The organism is Aeromonas sp. 600479 (assembly GCF_049175515.1).
Classification (GTDB): Bacteria; Pseudomonadota; Gammaproteobacteria; order Enterobacterales; family Aeromonadaceae; genus Aeromonas; species Aeromonas veronii_A.
Genome location: NZ_JAAKVF010000027.1, coordinates 19,890 through 42,436 on the forward strand (window position 1 = coordinate 19,890; position 22,547 = coordinate 42,436).

Annotated in this window: 24 protein-coding genes; 10 read left to right on the forward strand and 14 right to left on the reverse strand. The window is 60.7% G+C overall.

From position 1 onward, the window contains the following. Positions 1-15: 15 nt before the first annotated feature. The 4 genes from G5149_RS20250 to waaF form a co-directional block, all read right to left on the reverse strand. Complete coding sequence (locus tag G5149_RS20250; RefSeq protein ID WP_005339521.1) at positions 16-141, reverse strand: hypothetical protein; 126 nt, start codon at positions 139-141, stop codon at positions 16-18. Between the two features lie 74 nt (positions 142-215). Further along, entirely contained in the window at positions 216-1,196 is a 981-nt protein-coding gene (locus G5149_RS20255) for an MDR family oxidoreductase (RefSeq protein ID WP_421213516.1), read from the reverse strand. 93 nt (positions 1,197-1,289) lie between these two features. Further along, on the reverse strand, positions 1,290-2,555 hold the full coding sequence (waaA, locus tag G5149_RS20260) for a lipid IV(A) 3-deoxy-D-manno-octulosonic acid transferase (RefSeq protein WP_216979850.1): 1,266 nt from the start codon (positions 2,553-2,555) through the stop codon (positions 1,290-1,292). A 1-nt stretch (position 2,556) separates the two neighbouring features. Next, complete coding sequence (gene waaF / locus G5149_RS20265) at positions 2,557-3,591, reverse strand: lipopolysaccharide heptosyltransferase II (RefSeq protein ID WP_100647129.1); 1,035 nt, start codon at positions 3,589-3,591, stop codon at positions 2,557-2,559. Between the two features lie 276 nt (positions 3,592-3,867). Here waaF and G5149_RS20270 point away from each other — a divergent pair, with 276 nt between their 5' ends. Next, on the forward strand, positions 3,868-4,644 hold the full coding sequence (locus tag G5149_RS20270; protein ID WP_337073801.1) for a glycosyltransferase family 2 protein: 777 nt from the start codon (positions 3,868-3,870) through the stop codon (positions 4,642-4,644). Between the two features lie 51 nt (positions 4,645-4,695). Here the strand turns inward: G5149_RS20270 and G5149_RS20275 are convergent, their stop codons facing one another. After that, the gene (locus G5149_RS20275) at positions 4,696-5,733 is read right to left on the reverse strand and encodes a glycosyltransferase family 9 protein (protein ID WP_005342077.1); all 1,038 of its coding nucleotides are present in this window, start codon (positions 5,731-5,733) and stop codon (positions 4,696-4,698) included. A gap of 134 nt (positions 5,734-5,867) precedes the next feature. On the opposite strand from G5149_RS20275, the gene coaD reads away from it, so the two are divergent. Then, positions 5,868-6,350, forward strand: coding sequence for a pantetheine-phosphate adenylyltransferase (gene coaD, locus G5149_RS20280; protein ID WP_040069411.1), 483 nt, complete (start codon positions 5,868-5,870; stop codon positions 6,348-6,350). 106 nt (positions 6,351-6,456) lie between these two features. Here the strand turns inward: coaD and G5149_RS20285 are convergent, their stop codons facing one another. The 6 genes from G5149_RS20285 to radC all read right to left on the reverse strand — a co-directional run bounded on the left by G5149_RS20285 (position 6,457) and on the right by radC (position 10,119). Continuing rightward, complete coding sequence (locus G5149_RS20285) at positions 6,457-7,392, reverse strand: VirK/YbjX family protein (RefSeq protein WP_421213520.1); 936 nt, start codon at positions 7,390-7,392, stop codon at positions 6,457-6,459. A 114-nt stretch (positions 7,393-7,506) separates the two neighbouring features. Then, positions 7,507-8,319 carry a bifunctional DNA-formamidopyrimidine glycosylase/DNA-(apurinic or apyrimidinic site) lyase gene (gene mutM, locus G5149_RS20290; protein WP_421213522.1) on the reverse strand — a complete coding sequence of 271 codons (813 nt, stop codon included), beginning with the start codon at positions 8,317-8,319 and terminating at the stop codon, positions 7,507-7,509. Positions 8,320-8,343: 24 nt separating this feature from the next. After that, positions 8,344-8,799, reverse strand: a complete 456-nt coding sequence (locus tag G5149_RS20295; RefSeq protein WP_421207234.1) for a hypothetical protein — start codon at positions 8,797-8,799, stop codon at positions 8,344-8,346. A 93-nt stretch (positions 8,800-8,892) separates the two neighbouring features. Further along, positions 8,893-9,060 (reverse strand): 50S ribosomal protein L33, encoded by a 168-nt coding sequence (rpmG, locus tag G5149_RS20300; protein ID WP_005307500.1) that lies wholly within the window; start codon positions 9,058-9,060, stop codon positions 8,893-8,895. An 11-nt stretch (positions 9,061-9,071) separates the two neighbouring features. Continuing rightward, positions 9,072-9,308: a 50S ribosomal protein L28 gene (gene rpmB, locus G5149_RS20305; protein ID WP_005307492.1), complete on the reverse strand. Its 237-nt coding sequence runs from the start codon at positions 9,306-9,308 to the stop codon at positions 9,072-9,074. Between the two features lie 136 nt (positions 9,309-9,444). Next, positions 9,445-10,119: a RadC family protein gene (gene radC, locus G5149_RS20310; RefSeq protein ID WP_033113596.1), complete on the reverse strand. Its 675-nt coding sequence runs from the start codon at positions 10,117-10,119 to the stop codon at positions 9,445-9,447. A 148-nt stretch (positions 10,120-10,267) separates the two neighbouring features. On the opposite strand from radC, the gene coaBC reads away from it, so the two are divergent. From coaBC to pgi, 5 genes are all read left to right on the forward strand, one after another. Further along, positions 10,268-11,470, forward strand: a complete 1,203-nt coding sequence (gene coaBC / locus G5149_RS20315) for a bifunctional phosphopantothenoylcysteine decarboxylase/phosphopantothenate--cysteine ligase CoaBC (protein WP_216979844.1) — start codon at positions 10,268-10,270, stop codon at positions 11,468-11,470. Positions 11,471-11,551: 81 nt separating this feature from the next. Next, entirely contained in the window at positions 11,552-12,010 is a 459-nt protein-coding gene (dut, locus tag G5149_RS20320) for a dUTP diphosphatase (protein ID WP_216979843.1), read from the forward strand. Between the two features lie 68 nt (positions 12,011-12,078). Continuing rightward, on the forward strand, positions 12,079-12,675 hold the full coding sequence (gene slmA / locus G5149_RS20325) for a nucleoid occlusion factor SlmA (protein ID WP_005339495.1): 597 nt from the start codon (positions 12,079-12,081) through the stop codon (positions 12,673-12,675). A gap of 165 nt (positions 12,676-12,840) precedes the next feature. After that, a complete protein-coding gene (locus G5149_RS20330; RefSeq protein WP_041210774.1) occupies positions 12,841-13,677 on the forward strand; it encodes a mechanosensitive ion channel domain-containing protein in 837 nt (278 codons plus the stop codon). A 338-nt stretch (positions 13,678-14,015) separates the two neighbouring features. Next, the gene (gene pgi / locus G5149_RS20335; protein WP_005339491.1) at positions 14,016-15,665 is read left to right on the forward strand and encodes a glucose-6-phosphate isomerase; all 1,650 of its coding nucleotides are present in this window, start codon (positions 14,016-14,018) and stop codon (positions 15,663-15,665) included. A 156-nt stretch (positions 15,666-15,821) separates the two neighbouring features. Here the strand turns inward: pgi and ilvC are convergent, their stop codons facing one another. Beyond that, the gene (gene ilvC, locus G5149_RS20340; RefSeq protein WP_005355979.1) at positions 15,822-17,303 is read right to left on the reverse strand and encodes a ketol-acid reductoisomerase; all 1,482 of its coding nucleotides are present in this window, start codon (positions 17,301-17,303) and stop codon (positions 15,822-15,824) included. Between the two features lie 221 nt (positions 17,304-17,524). On the opposite strand from ilvC, the gene ilvY reads away from it, so the two are divergent. Beyond that, on the forward strand, positions 17,525-18,418 hold the full coding sequence (gene ilvY / locus G5149_RS20345; RefSeq protein ID WP_005342097.1) for an HTH-type transcriptional activator IlvY: 894 nt from the start codon (positions 17,525-17,527) through the stop codon (positions 18,416-18,418). On the opposite strand, the gene G5149_RS20350 is transcribed toward ilvY, so the two are convergent. Beyond that, positions 18,407-19,267, reverse strand: a complete 861-nt coding sequence (locus G5149_RS20350) for a hypothetical protein (RefSeq protein ID WP_041234369.1) — start codon at positions 19,265-19,267, stop codon at positions 18,407-18,409. The two genes, ilvY and G5149_RS20350, sit on opposite strands and share 12 nt — an antisense overlap. Positions 19,268-19,456: 189 nt before the next feature. Here G5149_RS20350 and G5149_RS20355 point away from each other — a divergent pair, with 189 nt between their 5' ends. After that, entirely contained in the window at positions 19,457-19,648 is a 192-nt protein-coding gene (locus G5149_RS20355) for a hypothetical protein (protein WP_005342100.1), read from the forward strand. Between the two features lie 73 nt (positions 19,649-19,721). Continuing rightward, entirely contained in the window at positions 19,722-22,304 is a 2,583-nt protein-coding gene (locus G5149_RS20360) for a GNAT family N-acetyltransferase (RefSeq protein WP_421213526.1), read from the forward strand. Positions 22,305-22,325: 21 nt separating this feature from the next. Here G5149_RS20360 and G5149_RS20365 read toward each other — a convergent pair. After that, a partial coding sequence (locus G5149_RS20365; RefSeq protein ID WP_421213528.1) for a hypothetical protein occupies positions 22,326-22,547 on the reverse strand: 222 nt, incomplete at its 5' end.

Below are 22,547 nucleotides of genomic sequence, written 5' to 3' on the forward strand. Positions count from 1 at the left end.
GTTCAATGCCGTGGTTCACTGGTCATCGAAAGTGTCATCATCCTGCCAGCTTTCATCTTCCCACTGATCCAGCTCTTCTTCCCAGGAATCCGGCTCCCAATCATCATCAGAGGAGTCGTAATCCGGCTTGTGTCCACCCATCTTCACTCTCCTTGGATAGTTCACCCGCACTCCAATTTTATCCGGAATTGTCGGGCTCGCCAGTCAGAAAGAGTTCAAAGTTTGACCAGGGTCCGGCCGGCGATCTGGCCTTGCGTAATGGCCTCGGCTGCCTCCACTACCTGCTCCAACCCAATCTCGGTGACCGCCTGAGCGAAGAAGCTGGCAGGAAGATCCCGTGCCAGTCGCTGCCACGCCAGTTGACGACGTTCAAACGGGCACATCACCGAATCGACCCCCTGTAGCCGCACATTGCGCAGGATGAAGGGCATCACACTGGTAGGCAGATCAAAGCCGCCCGCCAACCCGCAGGCCGCCACGGCGCCGCCATAGTTCATCTGGGCCAGCAGCTTGGCCAGCACCTGACTGCCGACGGTATCGATGGCAGCGGCCCACAGCTGGTTCTCCAGCGGTTTGGCAGGCACCAGCAGCTCGCTGCGCGGCACGATGCGGCTGGCACCCAGCGCAGTGAGCATGGCGCCCTGCTCTTCCGGACGACCGGTCAGCGCAGCCACCTGATAGCCAAGGGCTGCCAGCAGGGCAACCGAGGTGGCCCCCACGCCGCCTGCCGCACCGGTGACCAGCACCTCGCCGCTATCTGGAGTAATACCCGCCTCTTCCAGTGCCAGCACGCAGAGCATGGCGGTGAGACCGGCGGTACCGATGCACATGGCCTGGCGCTCATCCAGCCCGGCGGGCAACGGCACCAGCCAGTCCCCCTTGACCCGCGCCTGTTCGGCCATGCCGCCCCAGTGCCCTTCGCCGACGCCCCAACCGGTCAGCACCACCTTGTCGCCGGTCTGATAGCGGCTGTCGGCAGATTCGAGCACGGTACCGGTGAAGTCGATGCCGGGCACCAGCGGCCACTGGCGCACTATCTTGCCTTTGCCGGTGATGGCCAGCCCATCCTTGTAGTTGATGGAGCTGTAAGCGACCGCTACCCGCACCTCACCTTCCGGCAACTGGCTCTCGGCCAGCCGGGTCAGAGTCGGAACAGTCTTGCCGTCTTGGTTTTCCAGTAACAGAGCCTTGAACATGGTTGCCTCTTTGATGACGTGTGAAACGGGGAGCAGCTGCTTTGGCGCTTTTGCAGTTGAAAATCGAGAGCCAGTACGATGCTCGTTATGGGTTCAGTCGTTCTCCAGTGCGGTCAGGCAGTGCGAGAGGGTACGCGCCAGGGCTCCCTGATTGCGCAGCACCACGGCGCGGGCCTGCTCGCCCATCTCGCGGCGGGCGCTCTCGTCGGCAAACAGCTGGCTCACCCGCTCGCCCAGCTCGGCGGCATCGGCCACGATGGCGGCGCCCCCCTGAGCCACCAGCTGGCGGGTGATATCGCTGAAGTTGAAGTAGGCGGGACCGGTCAGGCAGGGCTTGCCGAGCGCTGCCGGCTCCAGCAGGTTGTGACCACCGATCTTCACCAGACTGCCGCCGACGAAGGCCACATCGGCCGCCGCCAGCATCAGCGGCAGTTCGCCCATGGTATCGCCGAGATAGACCTTATCCTCCGCACTCACCGCAGCACCATCAGTGCGCCGCACGCAGCCGTAAGGGGCACACAGCTCGGCCACCCGGTCAAACCGCTCGGGGTGGCGAGGTACCAGAATGAGCAGCGCGTCGGGATGGCGTTTGAGCAGCAGATCGAAGGCGGCCAGCACCTGCTCGTCCTCACCCAGATGGGTGCTGGCGGCGATCCAGACCGGCCGCTCGGCACCCAGCTGCTGGCGCAGGGCGCGCCCCTTGGCCTGCACCTCGTCACCAAACTGGATGTCGAACTTGATGGAGCCGGTCACCGCCAGCCGCGAACGATCGATGCCGAGGCGGGCGAAGCGGTCGGCGTCATCCTGATGCTGACAGAGCAGATGGGTCAGCGGCCGGCTCAGGGCGTCGAAGGCACCGTGGAAGCGGGCATAACGCTGGCAGGAACGCTCGGAGAGGCGGGCGTTGATGATGGTCACCGGCAGGTGGCGCGCCTCGCAGGCGGCCAGCCAGTTCGGCCACAGCTCGGTCTCCATCACCCAGAGCGCGCGCGGCTTGAAGGTGTCGAGAAAGGCGGCAATGGCCCAGGGGTAGTCGAGCGGCGCGTAGCGATGGATCACCAGATCCCCCAGCCTGGCAGCCTGATCGGCACCGGTGCGGGTGGTGGTGGTGAGCAGGATCGGCAGATCGGGCCGCTCCGCCTTGAGGGCGCGAATGAGCGGCGTGATGGCCAGCGTCTCCCCCACGCTCACCGCATGGATCCAGAGCGGCGCCTCCTGTCCGGTGGCGGGCAGCCGCCCGAGATGCTCGGCCCAGCGCTTGCCAAAGCCGGGCTTGCCTTTCTTAGGCTTGTAGAGGGCCAGCAGCGCCAGCGGCAATCCCAGATGGATCAGCAGGTTGTAGAGCAGGCGGTAGGGCATCTTACTGACTCTGCTCCAGCTTCTTGCAGGCATCGACCACCTGCTCCGGCGCCAGCTCGATCAGGCACTTGAGATGGCCGAACTTGCAGGTGCGCTTGAAGCAGGGGCGACACTCGATGTCGGTGTGAACGATCTCGACCCGATCCGCCAGCGGCGGGGTGTAGAGCGGCGAAGTGGAGCCATAGACGCCCACCAGCGGCCGGTTGAGGGCGGCGGCGATGTGCATCAGGCCGGAGTCGTTGGAGATGACCCGGCTGGCCAGCGCCATTAGATCGATCGCCTCGTGCAGGCTGGTCTTGCCCGCCAGCACGTGGCAGTTGGGGCGGGTCAGCAGGTTGACCCGATCCCGGATGGTATTGGCTACCGGCACATCCTTGTTGGAGCCGAAGATCCACACCTGCCACCCCTCGTCCAGATGCTGCTGGGCCACCACGGCGTAGTGCCCCTCCGGCCAGCGCTTGGCCGGGCCAAACTCGGCACCGGGACAGAGCACCAGCACCGGGCGGGCGCGATCCAGCCCCAATCGCTCCAGCGCCTTGCTCTGGTTAACCAGATCGACGTGCAGAGAGGGGTGCGGAATGGTCGGAATATCGGCCCGGCTCTTCATCTGCGCCTTGGGATAGGCGAGCGCCAGATAGCCCTCCACCATCAGCGGAAAAGCAGACTTGTTGCTGCGCAGGTCGTTGAGCAGACCGTAGCGGCTCTCGCCCTTCCAGCCGGTACGGACCGGAATGCGGGCAAACCAGGGGATCAGCGCCGACTTCATGGAGTTGGGCTGGACGATGGCCTGATCGTACTTCTCCGCCGCCAGCTGCTTGCCGAGGCGGCGGCGTGCCACCAGCTTGAAGTCACCGTGGCCAAGGGGCATGGTGATCGCCTTGTCCACCTCCGGCATCCGCTCCAGCAGGGCGCAGCACCAGGCGGGGGCCATCACGTGCAGCTCGCACTCCGGATGGTTGGCCTTGATCGCCTTGTAGAGACTCTGGGACATCACCATATCGCCGACCCAGGAGGGGCCGATCACCAATATTTTCATTACGCGTCTTCTCTCGGGTCTGGCCCGGCTGTTAATCATCACTGGGCGAGATTATGCCCCAAGAATGACTGGATAAATAACAGAAGATCCTTGGCAGACGCTGCCGTCACCCCATTTTTCCAGCGGTGGCCCGCTTCCAACCGGACGAGAGGAGACAGTCAAACAGCTGATGGAAACGGGCAATGGCGGCTCTCTCTTTGGCCCATTTTTCCGTTAGAATGGCCCATCAATACGCATTCGACCCGCCAGCCGGGCAATAACCGTGAGCCCACATTCGTGAAAAAACCGACTCTGGCTGCCGTTCTGATCGTCAAGAATGAAGCCGACAACCTGCGCAAGTGCCTCGCCTCCCTCGACGGACTGGTGGACGAGATCGTCATTCTGGACTCCGGCAGTCAGGACGAGACCCCGGCCATCGCTGCCGAGTTTGGTGCCCGCTTCTTCGTCAACGCCAAGTGGCCGGGCTTTGGCAAACAGCGCCGACTGGCCCAGTCCCACGTGCAATCCGACTGGGTGCTGTGGCTGGACGCCGACGAGCGGCTCACCCCCGAGCTGAAAACCTCCATCGCCGAGGTGATGGCCAATCCGGCCAGCGATACCATCTACTCGATCCCGCGCCTCTCCTGGGTGTTTGGCCGCTTTATCCGCCACAGCGGCTGGTATCCGGATCGGGTGCTGCGCCTCTATCCCAAGGCGCTCACCAGCTACAACGAGGCACTGGTGCACGAAAAGGTGGAAGTGCGCGCCAACATGAAGATCGTCAATATTCATGGTGACCTGCTCCACTTCACCTATCGGGATCTGGAGCACTATCTGGTGAAATCCGCCGGTTATGCCCGCGCCTGGGCCGATCAGCGCACCGCCCGCGGCAAGAAGGGCTCCCTCAGTCAGGGGCTGATCCACGCGGTCGGCTGCTTCATCAAGATGTACCTGCTCAAAGCGGGCTTCCTCGATGGCAAGCAGGGGTTGCTGCTGGCCATCCTCTCCGCCCACTCCACCTTCGTCAAATACGCCGACCTCTGGGTGCGCCAGCAACCGCAGCAGCCGGAATAACCGTCATACGAAACAGGGCCCCGCGGGGCCCTGTTTGCATTGCTGCACACCTTACTTTTGCCAGAACGGCGCCGCCCAGCGGGCCATCACCGGCACCATGGTCTTGGGATCGAGCTGGCTCATATCCTCAGGATGGTCGCTATCCTCAGGCGGGCTGAAGGCGAGGTGGCGCCCTTCACTGTTGAGGGGCTTCCAGCGCAGCGGAGTGGCGGAGCGGCGCATCGGGAAGAAGCCGATGGTCGGCACATCGAGCGCGCCGGCAATATGGAGCGGGCCGGTACTGCCGGCTATAAACAGGGCTGCGTTGGCGAGCACCTGACAGAACATCGGCAAGCCATCACTGGAGCGGTAGATCCAGCCGTTACCGCCATGGGCCAGCAACTCGGCCGCCAGCTGTTCGGCCATCTTCTCCTCGCCCGGGCCTGCGGTCAGCACACACTGCAGCTCGGGGCAGGCCTGATTGAGCTTGATGATGATGCGGGCATACTGCTCGATGGAGAGGTTGTTGGCCGAACCGCCGCTACCGGCATGCACCATCAGCCAGGGGCGGCTGGCATCGAGCTTGAGCTTGAGCGCCAGCTGCTCGCGCACCTGCCGCAGAGTCTCGTCATCGAACTGCAGGAAGGGGGTCTTGGGCTCCACCACGGCCACCTGCTGATCGGCCAGGAAGCGGCGGATCAGCTCCAGATTGTACTCGGATTCCGGCTTCTGGGAGCGGGAGCGGCGCTGCACCAGTCGCTGGTTGTAGAGCACCTGCGCCAGCTTGGTCGCCGGCGCCAGCCGGTAAGGGATATGTGCCTTCCACACCAGCATGGCGTTGCGGGAGTTGGAGAAGAGGCAGATGGACGCGTCGAACGCCGCCGCCTTGATCCGGGCCAGCAGTGCCCGCTGTTGCTCCTTGTCGGCACGCACGCCCGGATCGATGATCACCTCGTCAATCCAGGGGCAAAGCCGGGCCAGCGGGGCCGTGTAGGCCGGAACCAGGGCAGTCACATGACACTCCATGGAACCTTTGAGCATGGCGAAACTCGGCCACGCCAGCATGAAGTCACCAATCTTGTCATTGCGAACGACCAGAATACGTTTCATAAAAAATCCCTTTGCTCCCTGTCACCAATGCAGGGAGGCTTGATGCGCGATGGCGTATTCTTGCCTGATGCACTGCTATTCTCAAGCGACGACCTTATAATGCGACCAAATTTCCAGGTTGCAGGACCGCAAAGATGACTACCAGGGTGATCTATCCCGGGACGTTTGATCCCGTTACCAATGGCCACGCCGATCTCATCGGCCGCGCCGCCAAGCTGTTTGACGAGGTGGTGGTCGGTGTCGCCAACAGCCCGAGCAAGCGACCTCTGTTCGATCTGGCAGAACGTGTCCAGCTTGTCCAGCAAGTGACCAGCACGCTTCCCAACGTCAAGGTGGTGGGCTTCTCCGGTCTGCTGGTCGATTTCGCCAAAGAGCATCAGGCCAACGTGCTGATCCGCGGCCTGCGCGCCGTCTCCGACTTCGAGTACGAGTTTCAGCTGGCCAATATGAACCGCCGCCTGATGCCTGAGCTGGAAAGCGTCTTCCTCACCCCGGCCGAGGAGAACTCCTTTATCTCCTCCACCCTGGTGAAAGAGGTGGCGCTGCACGGTGGCGACATCCGCCAGTTTGTCGACCCCGTGGTGGCCCAAGCCATCGCCGCCAAACAGAAAGGGTGATCCCCTTCCACACTGGCCATTCCCGACGGCAACAACGAACAAGGGCTACCCACGGGTAGCCCTTGTTGTATCTTTCTCGTTATAGAGAGGTCAGCATGCTTGCCGGTTACTGACGGGCAAACCGCTCATTCATCTCCTGCACCAGCAGATCGAGCCACTCGTAGCGGCGCCGGTACATGGCCCGCTTCTTGGAGGCGATCTCCTCCAGCGGCTTGCGCGGCTGGGCTTGCAGGGCGACGAAGTTGGCATCCACATCCCGGGCGCCGAATTCCTGCCACAGCTCGTCATAATCGGCCTGCAAATTGGCTTTCTGCTTGCTGCTGTAGCGCTTGGCCTGAAACACGTGGGCCCGCTTGCGCACCGCCAGCACCTCTGCCGCCCCCATGGCCTGCGCCAGTTGCAGCACCAGCTGCACCAGCAGGGATTTGGGCCGCAGGCCGTGTCCCTCTTTGGTCAGCTCGCGCACCCGATCCTGGGCATTCTCGACCGCAGGCTCCGGCCCCTGCATGGAGCCGATCATCAGAATCAAATGATCGACGCTACCCGCCAGCGAAAAGGCGCAGCTGTAGAGGCGCTGCCCCTCGCCGTTGACGATGGAGAGCGCCAGCTCGGCCTCGCGGCGGAAGGTGCCATCATGGCGCAGCAGAAGGCGGCAGCCACTCTGGGGATAGTGCCCCAACTCGATCCCCTCGCCCAGATAGAGGGGATCAATCAGCTGGGGGTAGCACTCCAGCAGCAACCGATAGTGGTTTTCCAGCATCTCGGCCCGTTGACGGGCGCTGGCACAGGCGAAGCGATAGGGACGCATCGGCTTGTCGAGCAGCTCGGGATAAACAGCTGGAAGCGCCTTGAGCGAGTCGCACTGAAACAGGCTGAAGACCCGGCTCAACGACTTGCGATAGAGCAGGCTGCGCAGCACAAACTTGCCGCGATTGAAGGTTTGGCGCTCGCACCCCTCGGGATAGAGGAAGCGGGCCATGGATTTTGCGCAATAGCGCTCCTGCCGGGATAGATACTCCCAGTCTATTGATTTTAAAGTCATTTCTAGTTCTCAAACCGCCTGAACGGCCGCTGATACTAGTAATGACTGCGCAAATATTCAACAGCCTGGAAATATGCTGTTACAACTTCCCCCGGATCGGGGAAAAAAGTACGCTCAGCGCTGGCAATGACTGCAAAAAACCGTGGTACGCTGCCCCATTCTTGTCTCGGTCAGCAGGGTGTGACAGTGGAAACAGGGCTGACCGCCACGGCCGTAGACCTGCAACTGCTGCACGAAATAGCCTGGCTTGCCATCGGCACTGGTGAAATCCTTGAGGGTGGTGCCGCCCTGCCGGATGGCTTCGGCCAACACCCGCTTGATCTCGGCCACCAGGGTTCCCAGCCGCTCGGCGCTGATATTGCCCGCCGCCCGTTTGGGGTGAATGCCGGCGGCATAGAGCGCCTCGTTGGCGTAGATGTTGCCTACCCCGACCACCACCTGATTGTCCATCAGGAACTGCTTGATGGCAGTGCTGCGCCCCTTGGCACGCCCCTGCAGGTAATCAGCACTGAAGGCATCGGTGAGCGGCTCGGGCCCCAGCTTGGCGAGCAGCGTATGGGCTTCGGCCGGTTCCCTGGTCCAGAGCAGGGCGCCGAAGCGGCGCGGATCGTTTAGCCGCAGCAGCTTGCCATTCTCCAGCTCGATATCCACGTGGTCGTGCTTCTCGGCCGGGGTGCCGATATCCAGTACCCGCAGGCTGCCGGACATCCCCAGATGAAGGATGGCGGTGCCGAAATCGGTCTCCAGCAGCAGGTATTTGGCACGGCGGCGCACCCGATGGATGGTGAGGTCCACCAGCTCCTGAATCTCACCGGGGATCGGCCAGCGCAGGCGGCCATCCCGCACCACCACGCGCGTCACCTTGATACCGATGAGCCAGGGGGAGATCCCCTGACGGCTGACTTCAACTTCTGGCAATTCAGGCATGGGTACCTCGCAAGGAAAAGGAACTCAGGGGGCAGGGCGCAGCAGATCGCGATACTGCTCGGCTGTGAGGGCGAGCCAGAGACCGGACGGCAGCTGGGCACCATACTGACCGCTATTCTGATAGAGGCCGATCTCGACCGGATCGTTCTGGCCGGCAATCCACACCTTGATGGTCACCGGCGCACCGCGTACCGCTTCACCGGGGGGTAACAACCAGCCCTGCCAACGTGCCAGCCGGGCATCCAGCTGCGCGCTGTCGAGCCCCAGATCCGGCCCGCTGCGCCAGCCCTGACCGATCCGCTCAATCTGCCAGCTCGGCCCCTGCCAGGTGAGCACCACAGCCTCATCAGGCAGCAAGGGGCGAGCGCGCTTGGCGCTATTCTCCTGCTGGGCCAACTCCATACGATGCAACAGGGTGATCACGATCAGCACCACCACGATGATCACGTTATTCCAGCCTTTGCGGCTCAATTTGAACATGGCAAGTCTCCCTTTGAACCGGCAGTGTACTGAATTCGACGCATAAAAAAACCCGGCACGAAGCCGGGTTTTTGGGAATGCAGCATCAAGTAATTACTTGATTTTGCCTTCCTTGTAGATCACATGCTGACGAACAACGGGATCAAACTTTTTGATCTCCATTTTTTCGGGCATGGTGCGCTTGTTTTTGGTAGTGGTATAGAAGTGACCAGTACCGGCGCTGGAGTTCAGGCGAATTTTCTCGCGAATACCTTTAGCCATGATCTAATTCCTTATACCTTAACACCGCTGGCGCGCAGTTCAGCCAGAACCACTTCAACGCCACGCTTGTCGATGATACGCATGCCTTTTGCGGATACGCGCAGGCTTACGAAGCGTTTTTCACTCTCAACCCAGAAACGGTGAGTGTGCAGGTTCGGCAGGAAACGACGCTTGGTAGCGTTGTTAGCGTGCGAACGGTTGTTACCAACTGCCGGGCGCTTGCCGGTTACTTGGCATACTCTAGACATGTCAGTCTCTCCAAATCTTACTTCATTGCTCGAGCAAATATCTGCCCCGCTGGCCTTCGATTGCGGGGCAAACAGAAGGCGGCATTTTATACAGCATCCGTGATCAAAGATCAACTAATACGGTGCCAGAGCACAGTTATAGCCAACCGCGCTCGGCAAAAGAAACCGTGATGCCATCACCGATCACCAAGTGATCCAGCACTCTGATATCGATCAGGGCCAAAGCGGCCGTGATCCGATCCGTGATCTGGCGGTCGGCCCTACTGGGCTCGGCGACGCCGGACGGGTGATTATGCGCCAGAATCACCGCGGCTGCATTATGTTTGAGCGCGATCTGCACGATTTCTCTTGGCCAGACGCTCGCCGAGTCGATTGTGCCGTAAAAAAGCTCAACAAATTGAATGACTCTGTGCTGATTGTCGAGCAGCAGCAGGGCAAACACTTCGCGCGGCCGATCCCGCAGCTGGGCTTGCAAATAGTCGCGGGTCAGCTGGGGCGAGGTGAGGGCATCACCCCTTTGCAACTGCTGCGCCAGATGGCGTTTGGCCATCTCCAGCACCGCCTGCAACTGGGCATATTTGGCCGGGCCAAGGCCGTGGGCCTCGCAGAAAGCGCGCTGATCCGCACCCAGCAGATTGCGCAGCGATCCGAACTGATTCAACAGGTTACGGGAGAGATCGACCGCACTCAGGCCATTGACGCCGGTACGCAGGAAGATGGCAAGCAGCTCGGCATCGCTGAGCACCGTCGGCCCCTGTCGCAGCAGCTTCTCTCTGGGACGTTCATCTTCCGGCCACTCCTTGATGCTCATTTGTCTCTCCTCTCTCCCTGTTGAGGAAAAACATAGCAAATATTTGCGTGTTCCCCGCCACAACCCCTTGATGCCAACCCCTGTCGTCATCCCCTGCCTGTGGTATCTTAGCCGACCAGTCAAAGTGAGCCGGATAGAGAAACAGCAGATGAGATTGGCCGATAAACGCATCCTGTTGGGTGTCAGCGGCGGGATCGCCGCCTACAAGAGTGCCGAGCTGGTACGCCGTCTGAAAGATCAGGGTGCCGAGGTGCGGGTGGTGATGACCCGCTCCGCTAAGGAGTTCATCACGCCACTGACCCTGCAGGCGGTCTCCGGCCATCCGGTGGCGGACAGCCTGCTGGATCCGGCTGCCGAAGCGGGCATGGGCCATATCGAGCTGGCCAAGTGGGCCGATCTGGTATTGATCGCCCCCGCCAGCGCCAACCTGATGGCGCGTATGGCGGCCGGCATGGCCGACGAACTGCTCACCACCCTCTGTCTGGCCACCCCGGCACCGGTCGCCCTGGCGCCCGCCATGAACCAGCAGATGTACCTCAACGCAGCCACCCAAGCCAATCTCAAGACCCTGGCCAGCCGCGGCGTCCTGCTGTGGGGGCCGGACTCCGGCAGCCAGGCCTGTGGCGATGTGGGCCCGGGCCGGATGCTGGATCCCCTCGAACTGGTGGAGCGCTGCTGCCAGCAGCTGGCCGCCGAGCCCTTGCTGGCGGGCGTCAAGCTACTGCTGACCGCCGGTCCGACCCGCGAGGCGCTCGATCCGGTGCGCTACATCAGCAACCACAGCTCCGGCAAGATGGGCTTTGCCATCGCCCGCGCCGCTCGTGAAGCGGGCGCCGAGGTGACGCTGGTGAGCGGCCCGGTAACGCTGGCTACACCTGTGGGCGTCACCCGCATTGATGTCGAGAGCGCCGAACAGATGCATCAGGCGGTGATGAGCCGGGTGGGAGAATGCGATCTCTTCATCGGTTGCGCTGCGGTGGCCGACTACCGCCCCGAGCAGGTCGCCAGCCAGAAGATCAAGAAGACCGGTGACAACGATCAGATGGTGGTGAAGCTGGTGAAAAATCCCGACATCATTGCTGCCGTCGGCGCCCTTCCAGACAAACCCTTCACTGTCGGATTTGCCGCCGAAACCGTGGATGTGGAACAATACGCCCTCGATAAATTGCAGCGAAAGCGGTTGGACATGATCGCCGCCAACGATGTATCCCGCGAGGGGCAAGGCTTCAACGCCGATGACAACGCCCTGACCGTGTTCTGGCAAGGGGGCCAGGCGCCTCTGCCGCTGGCCGACAAGCTGACGCTGGCCCGTCATCTGGTTGCCCTGATTGCGTGTCACTATCGGCGCTAAGCGCCCCGAAAGAACAAGACTCACGGCGCCCCGCCTTGCCAAGATGGGCGCCAACACAAGATCCAACTGAAAAAGCGATTCATGACAACACAAATTGAACTGAAGATTCTGGATGCCCGTATCGGTACCGAGTACCCGCTGCCCGCCTACGCCACTCCCGGCTCTGCCGGCATGGATCTGCGTGCCCTGCTGGATGCGCCGCTGACTCTGGCTCCGGGCGATACCACTCTGGTACCGACCGGTCTGGCTATTCACATTCAGGATCCGGGTCTGTGTGCCACCATTCTGCCCCGCTCCGGCCTTGGCCATAAGCACGGCATCGTGCTGGGCAACTTGGTCGGTCTGATCGATTCCGACTATCAGGGTCAGCTGATGGTCTCGGTCTGGAACCGCGGCAAGGATGAGTTCACCATGCAACCCGGCGAGCGTATCGCCCAGCTGGTAATCATGCCGGTGGTTCAGGCCACCTTCCAACTGGTCGATGAGTTCAACCAGAGCGAACGGGGCGAAGGCGGTTTTGGTTCTTCCGGTCGTCAATAACAGACCACACCAACCTGATGGGCGGTGCCTAATAACAGAATCAAGCCATTGTTTTTTTAGGGGAATCCATGGCAAGCAGTAATCAGAAACAGAGTCGGCGCGATCAGATCCTGCAGGCGCTCGCCCATATGCTGGAAACCAGTCCGGGGCAGCGTATCACCACGGCCCGTCTGGCGGCCGAGGTCGGCGTATCTGAAGCTGCCCTCTATCGACACTTTCCCAGCAAGGCGCGGATGTTCGAGGGGCTGATCGACTTTATCGAGGATTCCCTGCTGTCACGGGTCAATCTGATCATGGCGGAAGAGAAAGACACCATGGCGCGCTGCCACCACATCCTGCAGTTGCTGCTGGTGTTCGCCGAGCGCAATCCCGGCATTACCCGCATCCTCAACGGCGATGCCCTGCTGGGGGAGCATGACCGGTTGCGAGACCGCATCAGCATCCTGTTCGACAAGCTGGAGACCCAGATCAAACAGGTGCTGCGCGAGAAGCGACTGCGCGAGGGTCAGGGCTTCCAGCTCGATGAGACCATGCTGGCCAATCTGCTGCTGGCCTACACCGAAGGTCGCATCAGTCAGTTCGTCCGCTCCGAGTTCAAGCTCAAGCCCACCGCCGGCTTTGAGGATCAGTGGCAATTTATTCGCAGTCAACTGCTACAAAGTTGATCGGCAGCGCTTTTCACCTAGCTTGAAGAAGGGAGGCCTTGGCCTCCCTTCTTTTTTGTGGCAGTTTTTTATGGCAGTAAAATAAGCACCAGATGCGACCCGGACTGTCGCGCTGCGATGTTAGATTCATGCGCCATAAACCTTTAGCACCCGAAAGGACATCCTATGGAACCCGAAATCATTACCGAAGCGCAGACCTGGCTGGTCAATAACCAGGGCCTGCTGATCGAGTATGCCGTCAACATCGCGGCCGCCCTGCTCACCCTGCTGGTCGGCTATATCGCAGCCAATCTGCTCAGCGGTGGCGTGGTAAAAGTGATGCAGGCGCGCAAGCTCGACACCACTGTCACCCACTTCGTTGGCAGCATCCTCAAATACGCCATCCTGGTGTTCGTGGTGATCGCCGCGCTGGGCCGGGTCGGCGTCCAGACCGCCTCCTTCGTCGCCATTATCGGTGCCGCCGGTCTGGCCATCGGTCTGGCGCTGCAAGGCTCGCTCTCCAACTTTGCCGCTGGCTTCCTGCTGATCATCTTCCGCCCCATCAAGGCGGGCGAGTTTATCGAAGTGGCAGGCACGTCTGGCGTGGTGCAATCCGTTCAGCTATTCACCACCACCCTCACCTCCGGTGACAACAAGATGGTGGTAGTTCCGAACTCCGCCATCCTCAACGGCACCATCGTCAACTACTCCCGCATGGATACCCGCCGCGTCGACATGACCTTCGGTATCGGCTACGGCTCCGACCTGCGCAAGGCCAAGCAGATCCTTGAGCGTCTGGTGAACGAAGAGCCGCGCATCCTGAAGGATCCGGCCGCTACCATCGCCGTCGCCGCGCTGGCCGACTCCTCGGTCAATATCGTGGTGCGCCCGTGGGTCAAGACCGGCGACTACTGGGGTGTCTGGTTCGACTTCCACGAGAAGGTGAAACTCACCTTTGATGCCGAAGGGATCGAAATTCCCTTCCCGCAGATGGTGATGCACATGCAAAAACCGCAGGCATGATCGCGGTAAAGCAGCAACCCACAATGCCAGCCTTCGGGCTGGCATTGTCATTTCTGGCACGCCATCCGCTGCATAATCAGGCCGGCTGAATGAAAACAATTTCAGAGCTGCGGGCCAGCCCCAATCATGAGCGAGCGCAAGATCCCCCTTGCTTTCGTGACTCATAATCCCGATGTTCTGGTTGTATACTCCCGACGGTTGCCCCATTGCGGTAAAAGACAATCGGTAAAACTCTGTTACACGGGCCGCCCAGCCGGCTCGCTATAATGCTCGGATAATAAGGTTTGGCGGGACCTTGCCTGCAAGGTTCAAACACAACTTGGCATTTCAGGAATCCTATGAAAAACATCAATCCAACCCAAACCCAGGCCTGGCAGGCACTGGAAGCCCACTTTGCAGCAAACAAAGAGACCCGACTCAAGGATCTGTTCGCACAGGACCCGAAGCGCTTTGACAAGTTTTCCCTCACCTTCGGCGGCGACATCCTGGTTGATTACTCGAAGAACCTGATCACCGAAGAAACCCTCAAGTTGCTGGTTGATCTGGCCAAAGAGACCGATCTTCGCAGCGCGATCGATGCCATGTTCAATGGCGACAAGATCAACATGACCGAAGGGCGATCCGTACTGCACGTAGCCCTGCGCAACCGCTCCGACCGCCCCATCGAGTGCGACGGCAAGGATGTGATGCCGGAAGTGAACGCCGTACTGGCCAAGATGAAGGGCTTCTGCGAGAAGATCATCTCCGGCGAGTGGAAAGGCTACACCGGCAAAGCGATCCAGCACGTGGTCAACATCGGTATCGGTGGCTCTGACCTGGGCCCTGTGATGATCACCGAGGCTCTGCGTCCCTACAAAAACCACCTGCAGATGCACTTCGTCTCCAACGTCGATGGCACCCACATCGCCGAAACCCTGAAGAAGATCGATCCGGAAACCACCCTGTTCCTGGTGGCCTCCAAGACCTTCACCACCCAGGAGACCATGACCAACGCCCTGACCGCTCGCGACTGGTTCATCAACATCGCCGGTGACAAGGCCCACGTTGCCAAACACTTCGCTGCCCTCTCCACCAACGGCAAGGCCGTGGCCGAGTTCGGTATCGACACCAACAACATGTTCGAGTTCTGGGACTGGGTTGGCGGCCGCTACTCCTCCTGGTCTGCCATCGGCATGCCCATCGCCCTGTCTGTCGGTTTCGAGAACTTTGAAGCCCTGCTGCAAGGCGCCTTCGAGATGGATATGCACTTCGCCACTGCCTCCTATGAGCAGAACGTGCCGGTGCTGCTGGCGCTGATTGGCCTGTGGTACAACAACTTCTACGGTGCCGAGTCCGAAGCCATCCTGCCGTACGATCAGTACATGCACCGCTTCCCTGCCTACTTCCAGCAGGGCAACATGGAATCCAACGGCAAGTACGTGGATCGCAACGGCAAGCCGGTTGACTACCAGACCGGCCCCATCATCTGGGGTGAGCCGGGCACCAACGGCCAGCACGCTTTCTACCAGCTGATCCATCAGGGCACCAAGCTGATCCCCTGTGACTTCCTGGCGCCGGCCATCAGCCACAACCCGATCGGTGATCACCACCCGAAACTGCTGGCCAACTTCTTCGCCCAGACCGAGGCACTGGCCTTCGGCAAGAGCAAGGAAGAGGTTGAAGCCGAGTTCCTGGCGGCAGGCAAAACCCTGGAGCAGGTCAAGGATCTGGTGCCGTTCAAGGTGTTCGAAGGCAACCGCCCGACCAACTCCATCCTGTTCAAGAGCCTGACCCCGAAAACCCTGGGTGCCCTGATCGCCATGTACGAGCACAAGATTTTCGTACAGGGCGCAATCTGGAACATCTTCTCCTTCGACCAGTGGGGTGTGGAGCTGGGCAAACAGCTGGCCAACAAGATCCTGCCGGAGCTGGGCAACAACGAGGCTGTCACCAGCCACGACTGCTCCACCAACGGTCTGATCAACACCTGGAAAGCGTGGAAAGCCTGATTTATCAGACCTTTCTGAATGCAAAAGCCCCGCTCGATGAGCGGGGCTTTTTTATGATTGTCAGGCTGATTTTTCTGGCTAGCCGGTCGGGTGTCCAGTCCGACCGGCGACGGGGATCGTCATCCCCGCCCCTTCATCATCCAGCCCGATGCAGGCTTAACCGCCAACAGCGATGCGTTTCATGTCCTTCATGTAGCCACGCAGTACCTGACCGATTTTTTCGATCGGATGGTTGCGGGTCGCTTCGTTAGCCGCCAGCAGCGCCAGGTTATCCACGCTCTGCCCTTCCGCCTTGCTGGCACCCAGATCACCCGCCTTCAGGGTCGGCATGAAGTGCTCGCGCAGCAAGGGCACGGCGGCGTTGGCGAACAGGTAGTTGCCGTACTCGGCGGTGTCGGAGATGACCACGTTCATCTCGTACAGACGCTTGCGGGCAACTGTGTTGGCGATCAGCGGCAACTCGTGAAGGGATTCGTAGTAGGCGGACTCCTCGTAGATACCGGAAGCCACCATGGTCTCGAACGCCAGCTCGACACCCGCCTTGACCATGGCCACCATCACCACGCCATTGTCGAAGTACTCCTGCTCGGCAATCTTGCCTGCAAACGCCGGGGCATTTTCGAAGGCGGATTTACCGGTCTCTTCACGCCAGGTGAACAGCTTGACGTCATCTTCGGCCCAATCGGCCATCATGCCGCGGGAGAACTCACCGGCGATGATGTCGTCCATATGCTTCTCGAACAGCGGGCGCATCAGGGTCTTGAGCTGCTCGGAGAGCTCGAAAGCGCGCAGCTTGGCCGGGTTGGAGAGGCGGTCCATCATCAGGCTGATGCCACCCTGTTTCAGGGCTTCGGTGATGGTCTCCCAACCAAACTGGATCAACTTGCCGGCGTAGGCCGGGTCGGTGCCTTCGGCAACAAGTTTGTCGTAGCAGAGCAGGGAACCTGCTTGCAGCATGCCGCAGAGGATGGTCTGCTCGCCCATCAGGTCAGATTTCACTTCCGCTACGAAGGAGGACTCCAGCACGCCGGCACGGTCGCCACCGGTGGCAGAGGCCCACGCCTTGGCGATGGCCATGCCTTCGCCCTTGGGATCGTTCTCCGGGTGAACGGCGATCAGGGTCGGTACACCGAAGCCGCGCTTGTACTCTTCACGTACCTCGGTGCCCGGGCACTTGGGCGCCACCATCACGACGGTGATATCGGAGCGGATCTGCTGACCCTCTTCCACCACATTGAAACCGTGGGAGTAGCCCAATGCAGCGCCCTGCTTCATCAGCGGCATCACGGTTTTGACGACGTCGGAGTGCTGTTTGTCCGGGGTCAGGTTGAGCACCAGATCGGCGGTCGGGATCAGCTCTTCATAGGTGCCGACCGCGAAGCCGTTGTCGGTGGCTTTCTGCCATGAGGCGCGCTTCTCGGTGATGGCGGCCTTGCGCAGGGCGTAGGAGATATCCAGCCCGGAGTCGCGCATGTTCAGACCCTGGTTCAGACCCTGGGCACCACAGCCCACAATCACCACCTTCTTGCCCTTCAGCACGTTGCAGCCGTCCGCGAACTCTTCGCGCTGCATGAAACGACACTTGCCCAGTTGGGCCAACTGCTGACGCAGGTTCAAGGTGTTGAAATAGTTAGCCATGGTGATTGCTCCGTTCGATTGATTCCATGCCGGGTAGCGGCGTTGTCTGAACCACTATAGCGCGGGACACTTATTGCCTGAACTGATATATTCGAAACAGTACGTTGCAATAACTGAAACGACCACCCTTCATAATTGCCTGCTGAATGTACCGCGAGATGGCAGAAACAAGCCGCCAACCGCTGGATATCGGGCACATATGCCGCGCCAGGAGCTGAAAGATGGACCTTCGCAATCTCGAGCTGTTTCTCCACCTCGCCGACTCCCTCCACTTCGGCAAGAGTGCCGATGCCATGGCGGTCAGCCCCTCCACCCTGAGTCGCGCCATCCAGCGACTGGAGCAGGAGACCGGCTGTATCCTGTTCGAGCGAGATAACCGCTCGGTGCGGCTCACCCCCGCCGGTGAGAAGCTGCGGGAGTTTGGCGGCGGCCTGTTGCAGGAGTGGCGTCAGCTCAAGCAGGAGCTCAAACGCAGCGATGAACCACTGCAGGGACGGCTGCGCGTGTTCTGCTCGGTCACTGCCAGCTACTTTCTGCTGCCCGAGGTGCTGGAGCGCTTTCGCCGCCGCTACCCCCAGCTGGAGATCAAGCTGGAGACCGGCGACCCGGCGCTGGCGGTGGACAAGATCCTGGCCGACGAGGCCGATCTCGCTATCGCCGCCCGCCCCGATGCCCTGCCGGCCAAACTCGAATTTGCCAGCCTGCAGCTGGTGCCGCTGGTCTTCATCGCGCCGCGCAATGCCCCGCAGCTGAACCAGTGGTTCCGTCAAGGGGAGCCGGATTGGGAGCAGCTGCCAGTCATCCTCTCCGAGCAGGGACTGGCCCGTAAACGCAGCGATCAGTGGTTTCGCAACAAGGGGATAGCCCCCAACATCTATGCCGAAGTGGCGGGGAACGAGGGGATTGTCGCCATGGTGGCGCTCGGCTGTGGCGTGGGGCTGGTACCGGCGGCGGTGATCGACCACAGCCCGCTCGGCGACAAGGTACGGATCATCGACCTCAAGCCCGCCTTCAAGCCATTTGATGTGGGGATCGGGGTACTCAAGAAGCGGCTGGAGGAGCCATTGATCCGCGCCTTCTGGGATACCGCGCAGAATCAGGGTTCACTGCGCTGACACCGGTTTATAGATGAGTGCCGGATCAGCCATCATGACGCGACTGGGCAACGGCAGGTCGGGATTGTGCAGCTCGAGGCGCACCCGCTCATCCAGTTTTAGCCGCCGAATGGTGCTGCCAAATCCCTCTTCAAAAACCCGATCAAAAGCGCCCGATTGCCGTGCCCGCTGCAGGCCGAGCTCGATACGCTGCGCCAGCTCCGGATAGTTGGGCGAGACAAAGAAGAGCAGCGCTAGCGGATAGCGAAATACCAGACGAGGCTCGATGGCCAGATCCGGGTGCTGCCTGAGTTCATCCTCGATCTCGATGACCGAGCGCAGGAAGCAGTCAAAACGCTTCTTGCGCAGCATGTTGAAAAGCGCCTCATAAAGATTGCCCACCGTCACCTTTAGGCCGTTGGCCTTGAGCAACTGGGTATCGGGCCAGGATCTGTGCTGACCGATGGAGAGTCCGGCGCGATGCCAGTCCACCAACGAGCCGATCGCAGCAAAACGCCCCTCGTCACCCTGCCGAACAAGACACACCCGCCACCCCAGCAGCCCCTTGGCCAGCGGAATGTGGACCGCCAACAGCTCTCGTTCCCGTTCACCATCCGGGGCAAAGACGCCAATCTGAACCAGCTCGCCACTACGCAACTCCTTCACAGCCCGCCCCTGCTCCATCTGGGGGCTGGGGACCAGCTGGTAGGGGCCATACTCCGGTACGGTGAGATCGAGAGAGAGCCGCAGCAACTGGACGACGGCGGGGTTGGGGTGATCCAGCAACAGATTCCAGGCGCGGATAGGCTGCTCGGCTGCCGATACGCCAACCGCCCACAATGCCATACACCACCACCAGACTCTGATCATCCCGTGCACCATCCGCTCCTCATGCACCTCATTCTCCTCGCCATACTATAACGCCAGCCAGCGGCTCAACGGTGCCCTCTCTGAAAGATGTGTGAGCGCTCTCGTGTCAAAAGTGACAATAGGCAAACCATGCAGCTCATCGCAGACTGAGCACTCATCAACAAACACCAAGGCGCAGGGAGGAGAGCCATGAAACAGCATCTGGTAGAGATCAAGGGTTCAACCCTGTTTGACGAGTATCTGCAAAGTATGGGGGTGCCCAGCACGGCGCTGGATAGGGAGCAGGATATCTATCTGCAGGAACGCTACCTGGGAGCCATTCGTCGGGTACAGGGCGAACTGCGCTTTTATCTGCGTGCCAATGCCCTGAACAAACGGTGATCGGGAGCCGGTCACAGAACCCGCAGCAAAGGCGTATTAGACTGGTATCTTCCCCCTTTTGTCGGGAGTGCCCATGAAAGCAAGCGGTCTGGATCGGCTGTTCAAACCCCAATCAATCGCCGTGATCGGCGCCTCGACCGACCCGCTCAAGGCGGGTCATGTGATCGTGCGTCACCTGCTGGCGGGCCAATTCAAAGGGCCCATCCTCCCGGTCACTCCGCGCAACAAGGCCATCGCCGGCGTGCTGGCCTATCCCGATATTGCCAGCCTGCCGCTGATCCCAGATCTCGCCATCATCTGCACCAGACGGGAACGAGTCTTGCCACTATTGGAAGCGCTCGGCCATAAGGGCTCTGGTGCAGCCATCATACTGGCCGCCGACTTTTCCCCCGAGGAGCGGCTGGAGCTGAAACGGGTCTGCCAACAATACGGCATTCGCCTGCTCGGCCCCAACAGCATGGGAATGCTGCTACCCGGCCAAGGGATCAACGCCAGCTTTTCACCCATTGCCGCCAAGCTGGGGCAGGTCGCCTTTCTCTCGCAATCCGCCGCCGTCAGCACCACCATTCTGGATTGGGCCAAGCAGCATGAACTGGGCTTTTCCGCCTTTATCTCACTTGGCGATCACTGCGATATCGACTTCGGCCAGCTGCTGGATCAGCTCTCCCGCGACAGCGTCACCCGTGCCATCTTGATCTATATGGACAAGCTGCACGACGCCCGCCACTTTCTCTCGGCGGCGCGGGCGGCCTCGCGCAACAAGCCGATCCTGGTGCTAAAAAGCGGACGCCATGATCCGGCCCACGGCCTCGACAATGTCTATGACGCCGCCATCCGCCGCGCCGGTATGCTGCGGGTACGAGATACCCACGAGCTGTTTGCCGCGGTCGAAACCCTGAGCCACTCCATGACCCTCAAGGGGGAGCGGCTCGCCATCATCTCCAACGGCCGCGGGCTGGCCAATATGGCGGTGGATGTGCTGCTGGAGCGGGGCGGCAAGCTAGCCCGCCCGCCGCTCGACATCGGTAGCGATGCCACCATTACAACCTATCAGGAGGCGCTGGACAGCATGTTGCAGGAGGATGGCATCGACGCCATCCTGATTATCCACGCACCCTCGCTCACAGCACCGAATGCACCGCTGGCCAGCCATCTTATCGCCCATCTGAAACAGCATCCCAGAGCGCGCCGTTTCAATATCCTCACCAACTGGGCGGGCGAATACTCGGCGCAGGAGGGTCGCAAACTCTTTACCGAGGCAGGTTTCCCGACCTATCGCACGCCGGAAAGTGCCATGGCCGCCTTCATGCACATGGTGGAATACCGCCGCAACCAGAAGCAATTGATGGAGACACCGGCATCACTGCATGGCAACCAGCTCAATGTCGAGCTCTGCCAACATCTGGTCCGTCAGGCGCAGGAGCGCAAGCAGCTGAGGCTGGATACCCATCTGGTGCATCCAATTTTGCAGGCTGCCGGCCTCTCGACCCTGCCAACCTGGATCGTCACCGATGCCATCGAGGCGACCCTGACCGCCAAGCAGATCGGCTATCCGGTGGCAGTGAAACTGCGCTCACCCGACATCCAACACAAGTCTGCCGTACACGGGGTGGTGCTCAATCTGCGCACCTCGGCAGAAGTGGCGCAAGCCGCAGATGCCATTCTGGATCGGGTCAGACAACACGATCCGGGCGCCCGCATCGAAGGCTTGCTGGTGCAACGCATGGCCCGCCGCAGCGGCGGCCTGGAGCTGCGGGTGCGGATCCAGCAAGACGCCATCTTTGGCCCCGTCATCCTGCTGGGTGAGTCGGGCGCCGAACCGCAGGAGATGGTAGCAGCCTTGCCACCGCTCAATCAGGCACTGGCACGTTATCAGATCATCGGTGCCCTCAAGAGCCGCAAGATCCGCGAACAGGCGACGCCGGAACGACTGGATATTGATGCCTTGGGCCAAGTGCTTTGCCAGCTCTCCGAGCTATTGCTCGCCTTTCCGGAGATTCAGGAGCTGGACCTGCACCCGCTGCAAGCATGCGGCGCCGAGATGGTGGTACTGGATGCCAGCCTCACGCTGGCTGACCCCGCCATCACAACCAGCAACCGACTGGCGATCCGCCCCTATCCTACCGAACTGGAGGAAGGTGCCTGGCTTAAAGATCAACGCCATATCCTACTGCGCCCGATCCGGCCGGAAGATGAACCGGCTCACAAGCAGTTCGTGCTGCAAGTCTCTGATGAAGACAGGTACAAACGCTTCTTCGCCGATGTCGGTGAACTGGGTCACGAAGAGTTGGCCCGCATGACCCAGATCGATTACGACCGGGAGATGGCCTTCGTAGCGGTGGGGCAAGATGGCGAGCTGCAGGATCAGATCCTCGGCGTAGTGCGCGCTATCTCGACCCCGGACCAGAGCGATGCCGAGTTTGCCATTCTGGTGCGATCGGACTTGAAAGGGGTGGGGCTCGGCAAATTGATGATGGAGAAGATCATCCGTTACGCCAAAGAACAGGGGATTGGCAAGTTATCCGGCATGACCATGCCCAGCAATCGCGGCATGGTCAACCTCGCCAAACGGCTTGGCTTCAAGATCGACGTGCAGATGGAGGAGGGGGTGGTCAATATGGAACTGCTCTGTAGCCAGCAAGCGACAGAAGCCTGATTTGACCACCTGCAGGATCATTCAAATAACTGTAAATGAAGCTGATAGAACGCTGATATAGCCAGAAAATGGTGGGAATAGTCTGCTATCTGGCCATTCTTCCGACAGGTAAAAGCGAGCCATTGGCTGGTTTAACAAGCTAAAACACCAAAGCCCGGTCGTCAGGCTGGGCTTGTGTTGGCTCTGGTGTGCAAATCTGTGGCTCTTATGAGCAAACCGCCCATAGCAAAAAGGCCTTCCCAA